The sequence below is a fragment of the Bariatricus sp. HCP28S3_D3 genome, from assembly GCF_052065755.1.
GTDB lineage: Bacteria > Bacillota > Clostridia > Lachnospirales > Lachnospiraceae > Allocoprococcus.
Map to the genome: position 1 here is coordinate 1 of NZ_JBQHTK010000114.1, position 373 is coordinate 373.

Annotated in this window: 1 protein-coding gene; it reads left to right on the forward strand. The window is 40.5% G+C overall.

Annotated features, from left to right (window positions below; translation table 11 throughout):
- The coding region (locus ACTNB3_RS17960; RefSeq protein WP_441027328.1) for a hypothetical protein at window positions 1-373 on the forward strand (373 nt) is incomplete at both ends.

Sequence of the window (373 nt, forward strand, 5' to 3'; positions counted from 1 at the left end):
ATCAGCAACTTGTGAACAAGGTGGAAATGTTACCTACACGGCAACGGCCAAAGTAAAAGGTGAACAAGGCGAAGAAATTAAGCCTGTAACGGATACGAAAGTTGTTGAAACTAACGCATTAGGACATAATTACAAAGCAGAGTTCACATGGGTGGAAAATGAAGCTGATCATACCGCAACCGCAACTGCAGTTTTCACATGTCAGAATGACGCTACTCATAAGCTTGAAGGTGATGCTGTAGAGGTTAAAGTTGAAAAAGTGGAAGAAAGTACAGAACCTACATGTATCTACTCTGGAAAGAACGTATTTAAAGCAACGGCAACAGCAACAGATGCAGATGGTAAAGTATATACTGCAGATGAAACAAGAGAA